The sequence below is a fragment of the Paenarthrobacter sp. CM16 genome (assembly GCF_013179505.1).
GTDB lineage: Bacteria > Actinomycetota > Actinomycetes > Actinomycetales > Micrococcaceae > Arthrobacter.
In genome coordinates this window covers 1-8,877 of the sequence record NZ_JABMCX010000198.1, presented here as the reverse complement: position 1 = coordinate 8,877, position 8,877 = coordinate 1, and the positions used below count along the sequence as shown (strand labels likewise).

Here is an 8,877-nt window from a genome sequence, read left to right as displayed (position 1 = left end):
CGGGAGGGCCGTCAAAGCCGCATTTTCGCGGTGAGGCGGACAGTATTCAGGGTCTTCGCGCACTTGTTCGTAACCGAAGATAACGAGACCTTGGCGTGACCTAGCCTTCGCAGTCCTTGCAGAACTTGAGGCCGTTCTTTTCCAAGGCAATCTGGGAGCGGTGGCGGACCAGGAAACAGGAACCACAGGTGAATTCATCCGACTGCTCCGGGACAACAATGACGGTCAGTTCTTCACCGGAAAGATCGGCACCGGGAAGGTCGATTCCTTCAGCAGTATCATTTTCTTCGACGTCGATGACTGCAGTCTGTGCAGCGTTGCCACGTGATGCCTGAAGTGCCTCAAGAGATTCAGCGGGAGACTCTTCTTCGGTCTTGCGAGGGGCGTCGTAATCAGTAGCCATTGAGGGGTCGCTTTCGTTGCTGCATAGTGCCTCTTCCGGCACCCAGTGAAGCAGTTTAGGGCATAGTACCCGCGATCAACGAATAGTGTGCCCAACGCAACATTGTGCAGCTTCGGCAGCATTACCTAGGGCTTGGAAGGCACCTTCACAGCATGGGAGTGAATGGCCTGCGCGCTGGCTACCGTCACGCCGCTGAGGGCTGGCAGCCACGCCAGGCGGTGCTCGTCCCCGGATTCAGCTTCAGGGCAATCCTGGATATAGGCGGCCTCGATCCAGGCCCCCAAGGTGGTGCCGATGCGGGTTGCCAGCGAGGCCAGAGAAGCGATCATGCGGCAACCGTATCCAGCCCTGATGTGGGGGCGGTTTCTGCCGCGTCACGGGCGTGTTAACTCCTCAGTCCTGCAGCGCCTGCTCCACGATGTATTCCGCGATGGCCATGGACGACGTAGCCCCCGGCGATGGCGCGTTGCGCACCAAAACCGTGTCCCGGCGTCGTGAAATCACAAAATCATCCACCAAGGATCCGTCGCCGTTCATGGCCTGGGCCCGCACGCCACGAGTGCCGGGCAGGATGCTTGCCCCTTCCAAGGCCGGAACAAAGCGCACTGCTTCCCGGATGAATTTTTTCCGGCTCACTACGGTCTGGAATTCGCGCACAGCCGATGGCACGTTCTGTCGGGCAAAATTCCAGAAACCAGGAAAGAGCGCGTAATTGGCGACGTCTCGCACATTGATCTCATTCCAGGCGTAGGACTCCCGCCCGAACGAGATAAAGGCATTCGGGCCAAGCATCATTTCGCCGTCGATGCGTTTGGTCAGGTGGACACCAAGAAATGGATGCCTGGGGTCGGGGACAGGATAAATGAGACCCCGCACGTGATCGCGGGCTTCCTTGCCCAGCAGGTAGTACTGCCCAAAGAACGGCACGATCTTCGGAGTTGCGGGCTCGCCGGTCACCTCGGCCAAGCGGTCCGATTGGAGACCCGCGCACGCCACCACCAGGTCATAGTGTTCCCCGCCGCCCTTGGTGGTGACCACCACCCCCTTGGCCTGCTGCTCCAAGGACACCACTTCCTGCCCCAGCCGGATGGTCCCGCCGGAGCTCCGGACGTCGTCGGCGAGCGCGTTGGTGATGGCCGTGTAGTCAACGATCGCCGTTTCCGGCGAGTGCAAGGCGGAAAGTCCGACGGCGTTCGGCTCCACCTCGCGGATCCGGCGACCGTCCAGCATCCGCACGCCGGGGACCCCGTTGGCTTTGGCCCTGGCGAAGATGGCGTCCAGGCGCTTGGATTCCTCCGGGGTCTGGGCGATGACCAACTTGCCGCAGGCCTCATAGGGAAGGTTCTTGGTGGCGCAGAATTCCTGGAGCAGCTCCACTCCCCTGCGGCAGAGCCGTGCCTTCAGTCCGCCTGGCTCGTAGTAGAGGCCTGCGTGGACCACACCCGAGTTATGCCCGGTCTGGTGTGCCGCGAGCCGGTCTTCTTTCTCGTATACGGTGACGTGGACGTCGTCGAGCGTGTTGGCGAGCTCCCTGGCCACAGCAACACCGATGATCCCCCCACCCACCACGGCACAACGCTTGATGGTCCTGGTGCGCGAAGGCTTGGGCATGGCACTCCTCGTCATTGGGGTGGGTCCGTATCAGTCACAGCATACGAAAAAGGGCGGCACACGTGGTGCCGCCCTTTTTCTGATGGAACGTGGTGCGTGGCTGACTAGGCAGTCGGCTGATCAAAACGCTGGCCGGCCGGGTTTGACGGCAGGAGAGCGAAGATGAAGAGCGCAATGCCGCCCAGGCCCGGAATAAGGCCGATCAGGACGAGCCAACCGCTGAAGTTGCCGTCGTGGAGACGACGAACCAGCAGTGCGATGGACGGGATGAGGATCGCCAGGTAAAAGACGAACGCCAGAATAAGGCCTACAACGGAGCCCGGACCTGGAGTGGCCGTCCCGTTTGCGGAAACGGTGGCCCCGGCGCTGCCAAGTACCAGGGTGAGGATCTGCAGGACGAAGCCCACTACACCCAGAACCAGTGCCACCCACCAGTATTCGCTACGGCTGGCACGGCCGCTGAACGCGGTGTACTTCTTGAAGAAACGCTTGACGGCGGCACCGATGGGAGCGCCGTAGTAGGGTGCCCACAGCGGCGGCTCGCCGGTCTGTGCGGCGTAGGGCTGGGTCTGCTGCGGTTGTTGCGGGTAAGTGCTCATTGGTATATCCCCCGGGTTAGGTGTGAGTTGATGATGCGTCTTGCTCAGAGTGAGTCGTGCTTATCGTAATGCCCCGGAGGCGAATTAGGCAGTTCGATGGAGGAAATTAACCCGGATTTAGCTTGGTAACGGATTATGTCGGCCGGTAGCCGCCTCTCGGATCTTTAGCTACCCGACAGTAAAGACATCGATTTCCACCGAGCCAGGCCTTCGGCGCCCGGTTCCGAGAGTGACTACCCTGTTCAGCCAGGCCAGCGCCGGAGCGGCGGTGGAAAACCGTGGGGTGCAGCGGAAATAGATCAATGCCGGGTCTACGTCCTCACCGCTATTGAGCCTGTTCAGGTCCTCCGCCGCTCCTGAACGAAGCGCCTGGTTGTGGACGTAGACCATGGCTCCATCCTCAAGTTCCACAACGTACCTGGCGTCCAGCTCGGTCAGTCCGGCGTCGCGTTGGACCTGGTAATCGGCCCCCGCCGGCAGCACCTTTCCTTGAAGGCGTGGTCCGGACACGGTTCCTCCCACAATGGGGATGACCCGCCGTTGCCCTTCCGGGGTCATCCCGATATCGAGCGCCGGGCCCACTTTGACATTGAGGGTGGCCAGGAACGTCAACGCAGGGGCTTCGGGCAAGCCGGTCACAGCGCGTACTGCTTCCGAAGGTCCATCTTCCGGATCTTCCCGCTGGCGGTTCGCGGCATCTCCTCAACAAACACCACGGACTTGGGGATCTTGTACCGGGCCAATCGTCCCTCCAAATGCGAGCGCAATTGATCTTCCGTCAGGGACGAGCCCTCCCGCAACGTGACGATGGCCCGGGGAACTTCGCCCCATTTCTGGTCCTCAACACCGATGACCGCCACACTTCCCACTGCGGGCAGCTCAGCGATGGCTGCCTCCACCTCTGCGGGGTAGATGTTCTCACCGCCGGAAATGATCATGTCCTTGATGCGGTCGGACACAAACAAGAAGCCCTCATCGTCGCGGTAGCCCATGTCCCCCGAGCGGAACCAGGAGGAATCGGAATAGCTCTCCATGGTGGCTTCCGGCCGGTTCCAGTACTCCTTGATCACGTTGGGTCCGGAGATTTGGATCTCCCCCACCTCCCCAACGGTAACCATTCCGCCCATCGGATCGGCTATCCGCACATCGGTGAAAAAGTGCGGCAGCCCGGCCGAGCCGGCTTTCTCCTTGGACCGCGATACCGGCAGCATGGTGGCTCCGGGCGCAGTTTCGGTCATGCCATAACAGCTGGTGAAACCAATGCCGCGGGCTTCGTACGCGTCCAGCACCCGCTGTGGAACGGCCGACCCGCCGCAGGTGAGCTTGTCCAGGGACGTAAGGTCCGCCGTCGACCATCCGGGGTGGTCGCAGAGCATCTGGAAGGTGGTGGGGACGCCATTGAGGGTGGTGACGTTGTGCCGCCCCACCAGCTCCAGTACCCGGCCGGCGTCGAACTTTGCTTCAAGGACCACCGTGGCACCCTTGAGCAGCATGGGCAGCAGCCCCATATCCAGGGACGCCACGTGGAACAGCGGCGAGATCATGAGCGCCACGTCGTTACGGTTCAAGTCCATGTCCACCACCGTGTTGATGCAGTTCCAGGTGATGTTGCCGTGGGTCAGGAGCGCTCCCTTCGGCTTGCCGGTGGTACCTGAGGTGTAGAGGATCATGGCGGCGTCGTCCAGGGTGACGGTCTCCTCGAGCGGCGTTGCGGACGCGGCCGCCATCACCTCCCCATAGTGCTCGACGCCGGACGGCAGCTTCGGCGCGAATCCGTCAGTGTCGTGCTCGGGCGCCACCACAAGACGGTGGGTTACCACGGTGTCCGTCACTGACTCGGAGGCCACAACGTCCAGGGCTTCGGCGCTGACCAGGAGCCGCGCGCCGGAGTCCTGCAGTTGGAACTGCAGCTCCGGGGCGGCGAGCCGGGTGTTGAGCGGGACGAAGATGGCACCCACGAGCCCGCAGGCGAAGAAGGTTTCCACGAAGGACGGGTGGTTCTCACCGAGATAGGCCACGCGGTCTCCCTTGGCCACTCCCCTGTCCTTGAGGGCGTTGGCCAGGCGGTCGGTCCGATCGGCGAGCGTTGCGTAGCTCAGGGTTTGTTCGCCGGAAATGAGGGCCGTTGCGGTGCCGGACTTGATCCGGCGCCTGTGCAGCCAGGTTCCAACTCCGTTGTTGTCCATGGTGCGATGCTCCTAACTGACCGTTGAGAGGTCGTTGTTCTTAGACTCCCGCGTCAGCAGTATGAAGACAATCGAAACCAGCGACATCACTGACAGGAACACCACCACGGGGACGATGCTCTGGCCCGCGTCCTTGTAGAGGCCGGCGACGATCCCGGGGGTGAAGCCAGCACCGATCAGGGTGGCCAACTGGTAGCCCACCGCTGCGCCGGTGTAGCGGTTGGTGGTTCCGAACTGTTCCGACACAAACGCGGCGAGGGGTCCATAAAGGGAGGAGTGGAGGATCAGCGCCACGGTGAAAGCCAGGAAGACCAAGGCGACGTTGCCGGAGCTGAGCATCCCGAACATCGGGAACAGGTACAGGATGAAAAGCCCCAGGCCCGTGACCATGACCGGACGCCTGCCGAAGCGGTCGGAGAGCCGGCCTCCCAGCAGGACGAACAGGATGGAGATGGCCGAGGCTCCGGCGAATGCGTAGAGCACACCCTGCTGCGGCGCACCCTTGGAAACTGCATAAGTGACGGAGAACGTGGGCAGCACTACCTGGAGGCCGAAGCCGGCAGCACCGGCAAACATGATCATGATCAGTGCTTTGGGACGCTTCAGTACTTCAAGCAGGGGGATCTTGCGTTTGGTGCCCTGGGCGCTTTCCTTGGCAACGGCTTCGGCGAAGATCGGGCTCTCCGAAACCCGCAACCTCACGAACATGCCCACAATGAGCAACACAAAGGACAGCAGGAACGGCACACGCCAGCCCCAGGCCAGGAACGCATCTTGGGGAAGGGCAGAGAAGATGCCCATGACAACCGTGCCTAGCACTGCTCCTGTTGGGGCACCGGCATTGACAAATGAGGCGGCAAAACCGCGGCGCTTGGGATCCGAATGCTCCAAGGCCATGAGGGCAGCGCCGCCCCATTCACCTCCGACGGCGATTCCCTGGCAGACACGCAGGATCACCAGGATCACGGCACCCCAAGGACCAATGACGTTGGCTCCGGGAATGAGGCCGATCAAAGTTGAGGCGATACCCATCATCGCCATGGAGACAATCAGCATGCCCTTACGGCCGATTCTGTCGCCGAAGTGCCCGAAGATGATGCCGCCCAGGGGACGCGCTACATAGCCGGCAGCGAACGTGGCATACGCGGCGACGACGCCGACCCACTCGTCCGTGCCTGCAAAAAACACTTTGGGGAACGCAACCGCTGCGGCCGTTGCGTAGAGCAGGAAGTCGTAGAACTCGATGGTGCTGCCCAGATAACTGGACATGATGACCGTACGCGCCTCTTTACGCTTGGCGGCCGTGCTCGGCTGGGCGAGCGCAGTGTGTCCTGACATGGCTGTTCCTTGGGAGAGGAGGGAAAGGATTTTTACTTGTAGAAACGGGCGAGGAATTCCGCGACGACGGCGGGGCGTTCCTGGCCTTCGATTTCGATGGTGGCGTTGACCTTGATTTGGGCGCCGCCTTTGACTTCGGTGACCTCGGCGATGCTGCCGTTCATACGGACTTTGGAGCCGACCTTCACTGGGGAGGTGAAGCGGACTTTGTCCAGGCCGTAGTTGACCTTGGTGGTGACCCCGGCGACGTCGAACAGTTCACCCCAGAACGGGATGATCAGGGACAGGGTGAGGAAGCCGTGTGCGATCGGAGCGCCGAAGGGACCGTCCTTGGCACGTTCGGGGTCGGTGTGGATCCACTGCTGGTCATCCGTGGCGTCGGCGAACAGGTTGATCTGCTGCTGGGTGATTTCGCGGTAATCGGTGGTGCCGAGGTCCTTGCCGGACATGGTGAGCAGGGTGTCGAAATCGACGACGAGATTAGGCATCTTTGCCTCCTGAGTAGTTGTTTGAAAGGGATTAGTTGGTGAAAGCCCCGGCGCCGGTGAGGGCGCGTCCGATGATGAGGGCGTTGATCTCGTGGGTGCCTTCATAGGAGTAGACGGCTTCGGCGTCGGCGTGGAAACGCGCGACGTCGGCCGCGAGCGTGATGCCGTTACCGCCCACCACTTCCCGGGCCAGGGCAACGGTTTGGCGCATCATCAGGGACGTCTGCATTTTGGCCAGGGCCGAGTCCTGGTCCCGGTAGATCCCCCAGCCCTGCTGTTCGGTCAACCGCACCACCAGCGACAAACTCGCGGTGATGTTGCAAAGCATCCGGGCCAGTTTCTCCTGGACCAATTGGAACGAACCCAAGGGCCGACCGAACTGCTGGCGCTCCTTCACATACGCCAGCGCCGCTTCGAATGCGCCGGCTTGGATTCCGGTGGCGATCCAGGCAACGTCGGAGCGCATCGCCCGCAGCATCGCGGCGACGTCCTTGAAGGAGTTCACGTTGTGCAGGCGCATGGCGTCGGGAACCCGGACATTGTCCAGGGTGATGTGGGCGTTCTGCATCATCCGCAGCGAGGTCTTGCCGTGGATTTTCTCGAGGGACACCCCGGCGGCGGTTCGGTCCACGAGGAACGCTTTGACCTGCGCGTCCGCAACGTCCCGGGCGAACACACACAGCACATCCGCAGTGGAGGCTCCCCCGATCCACCGCTTGGCGCCGTCCAGGACCCAGGTTCCGCCGTCGGAGTCTGTCCCGGCGCCGGGTTGGTAGCGCGCTGTGGTGGCGAGGCCGCCGGCGATGTCCGAGCCGTGCTCCGGTTCGGTCAGGGAGAAGACACCTTTGAGGGAGAAGTCGATGACCCGGGGCATCCACTCCTTCTGCTGTTCCTCGGAAGCACCAACCCGGATAGCGGTCCGGAACAACCCGGCCTGCGCGGTGTACCAGGTAGCCAGGGACGCGTCAGTGCGGGCGAGTTCGAAAATCCGGAAGCCGTGGAAGATCCCCCGCGCCGGGGCATCGACAGTGAGATCAGCCGGTTCCATGAGGTCCAGGTCGATCAACGGCCGGGCCAGTTGCTCCGGAAATTCGCCGCGTTCCCAGTACTCGGCCAGCAACGGCTTCGCCTCGGTGGTCAGGAAACTCCGCAACCGGCCCAACACCTGACGTTCCTCGGTGCTGAGCAACGCTTCAGCGTCGTACCAGTCCGCCACGGTATACAGCCGCTGATCCGTCCCTGGTGCAGTGGTTGTGGTGGTCATTTCAGCCCCCGAGCCCGAGAAGGCGGACGGCGTTGTCCTTGAGGATCTTCGGGCGAACCTCGTCCTTCAACGGCAGGTCAGCGAAAGCACCCAACCATTTCTGCGGCGTGATCAGCGGGAAGTCCGTGCCGAACAGCACCTTGTCCTGCAGCACTGAATTCGAGGCCTTCACCAGCGATTCCGGGACATACTTCGGCGACCAACCGGACAAATCAATGAACACGTTGGACTTGTGCGTCGCGATCGAGTTCGCCTCGTCCTGCCACGGCACCGAGGGGTGGGCCATAATGATCTGCAACCCCGGGAAATCCGCTGCCACAGCATCGAGCAGCAACGGGTTGGAGTACGCCAACTTGATCCCGTACCCGCCCGGAAGGCCGGCGCCCATGCCGTTCTGGCCAGTGTGGAAGATACACGGCAGGCCCAACTCCTGCAGGGCCTCCCAAAGTGGGTAGAACGTCTCGTTGGACGGGTCAAAACCCTGCAGTGAGGGATGGAACTTAAACCCGCGGGCACCGAGCTCAACGGCTTGGTGTTTTGCCCCGGCGATCGCGTCTTCGCCTCTCCGCGGGTCAACACTGCCGAACGGAATCAGCACATCGTTGTTCCGCGCAGCTCCGGCCATGAGCTCCGGGATGCTGTTCGGCTCGTGCTTGAGCTGCGTTCGGGCATCGACGGTAAAGACGACGGCGGCCATGTTCAGTTCGCGGTAGAGCTCAGCGATCCGGTCCAGCGACGGTGTCCGGTCCTCGGACTTGAAGTACTTCGCCGAGGCCTCCGTCAACGCCTCCGGCAGGGACCCGTGCCCGCAACTGTCCACTTCCAGGTGGACGTGCATGTCGATCGCATCGAGCCCCGAAACGTCGATGCCCAATTCGTAACGCTCAGCCATGATCAGCGCGCCTGAACCGGCACAGCCTTGGCAGGTACAGCCACCGGCTCGGGCTGGAGTTCCGCAGGCAGCGGCAGGAATTCCTCGCCGAAACTC

The 8,877-nt window shown here is 62.2% G+C and carries 10 protein-coding genes; all 10 read right to left on the bottom strand.

The genetic code is table 11. The features are described 5' to 3' along the window. Positions 1–100 precede the first annotated feature (100 nt). Positions 101–403, bottom strand: coding sequence for a DUF4193 domain-containing protein (locus HP499_RS16480; protein ID WP_026542556.1), 303 nt, complete (start codon positions 401–403; stop codon positions 101–103). 125 nt (positions 404–528) lie between these two features. After that, positions 529–732 carry a hypothetical protein gene (locus HP499_RS16475; RefSeq protein ID WP_172325301.1) on the bottom strand — a complete coding sequence of 68 codons (204 nt, stop codon included), beginning with the start codon at positions 730–732 and terminating at the stop codon, positions 529–531. Between the two features lie 64 nt (positions 733–796). Then, positions 797–2,014 (bottom strand): L-2-hydroxyglutarate oxidase, encoded by a 1,218-nt coding sequence (gene lhgO, locus HP499_RS16470; protein ID WP_172325300.1) that lies wholly within the window; start codon positions 2,012–2,014, stop codon positions 797–799. Positions 2,015–2,118: 104 nt separating this feature from the next. Next, complete coding sequence (locus HP499_RS16465; protein ID WP_172325299.1) at positions 2,119–2,613, bottom strand: DUF805 domain-containing protein; 495 nt, start codon at positions 2,611–2,613, stop codon at positions 2,119–2,121. A gap of 168 nt (positions 2,614–2,781) precedes the next feature. Next, the gene (locus HP499_RS16460; protein ID WP_172325298.1) at positions 2,782–3,252 is read right to left on the bottom strand and encodes a DUF3237 domain-containing protein; all 471 of its coding nucleotides are present in this window, start codon (positions 3,250–3,252) and stop codon (positions 2,782–2,784) included. Then, the gene (menE, locus tag HP499_RS16455) at positions 3,249–4,799 is read right to left on the bottom strand and encodes an o-succinylbenzoate--CoA ligase (protein ID WP_172325297.1); all 1,551 of its coding nucleotides are present in this window, start codon (positions 4,797–4,799) and stop codon (positions 3,249–3,251) included. Before menE ends, HP499_RS16460 begins: the two co-directional genes overlap by 4 nt. A gap of 12 nt (positions 4,800–4,811) precedes the next feature. After that, on the bottom strand, positions 4,812–6,137 hold the full coding sequence (locus tag HP499_RS16450; protein WP_172325296.1) for an MFS transporter: 1,326 nt from the start codon (positions 6,135–6,137) through the stop codon (positions 4,812–4,814). A gap of 32 nt (positions 6,138–6,169) precedes the next feature. After that, positions 6,170–6,625 carry a MaoC family dehydratase gene (locus tag HP499_RS16445; RefSeq protein WP_172325295.1) on the bottom strand — a complete coding sequence of 152 codons (456 nt, stop codon included), beginning with the start codon at positions 6,623–6,625 and terminating at the stop codon, positions 6,170–6,172. A gap of 31 nt (positions 6,626–6,656) precedes the next feature. Next, a complete protein-coding gene (locus HP499_RS16440; RefSeq protein ID WP_172325294.1) occupies positions 6,657–7,889 on the bottom strand; it encodes an acyl-CoA dehydrogenase family protein in 1,233 nt (410 codons plus the stop codon). Between the two features lies 1 nt (position 7,890). After that, positions 7,891–8,781 carry an amidohydrolase family protein gene (locus tag HP499_RS16435; protein ID WP_172325293.1) on the bottom strand — a complete coding sequence of 297 codons (891 nt, stop codon included), beginning with the start codon at positions 8,779–8,781 and terminating at the stop codon, positions 7,891–7,893. Positions 8,782–8,877 lie beyond the last annotated feature (96 nt).

Bases quoted from the DNA above. Each gene is read 5' to 3' on its own strand.
- HP499_RS16450 (WP_172325296.1), bottom strand. From the start codon at position 6,137: ATGTCAGGACACACTGCGCTCGCCCAGCCGAGCACGGCCGCCAAGCGT.
- HP499_RS16440 (WP_172325294.1), bottom strand. From the start codon at position 7,889: ATGACCACCACAACCACTGCACCAGGGACGGATCAGCGGCTGTATACC.
- lhgO (WP_172325300.1), bottom strand. From the start codon at position 2,014: ATGCCCAAGCCTTCGCGCACCAGGACCATCAAGCGTTGTGCCGTGGTG.
- menE (WP_172325297.1), bottom strand. From the start codon at position 4,799: ATGGACAACAACGGAGTTGGAACCTGGCTGCACAGGCGCCGGATCAAG.
- HP499_RS16465 (WP_172325299.1), bottom strand. From the start codon at position 2,613: ATGAGCACTTACCCGCAACAACCGCAGCAGACCCAGCCCTACGCCGCA.
- HP499_RS16475 (WP_172325301.1), bottom strand. From the start codon at position 732: ATGATCGCTTCTCTGGCCTCGCTGGCAACCCGCATCGGCACCACCTTG.
- HP499_RS16445 (WP_172325295.1), bottom strand. From the start codon at position 6,625: ATGCCTAATCTCGTCGTCGATTTCGACACCCTGCTCACCATGTCCGGC.
- HP499_RS16480 (WP_026542556.1), bottom strand. From the start codon at position 403: ATGGCTACTGATTACGACGCCCCTCGCAAGACCGAAGAAGAGTCTCCC.
- HP499_RS16435 (WP_172325293.1), bottom strand. From the start codon at position 8,781: ATGGCTGAGCGTTACGAATTGGGCATCGACGTTTCGGGGCTCGATGCG.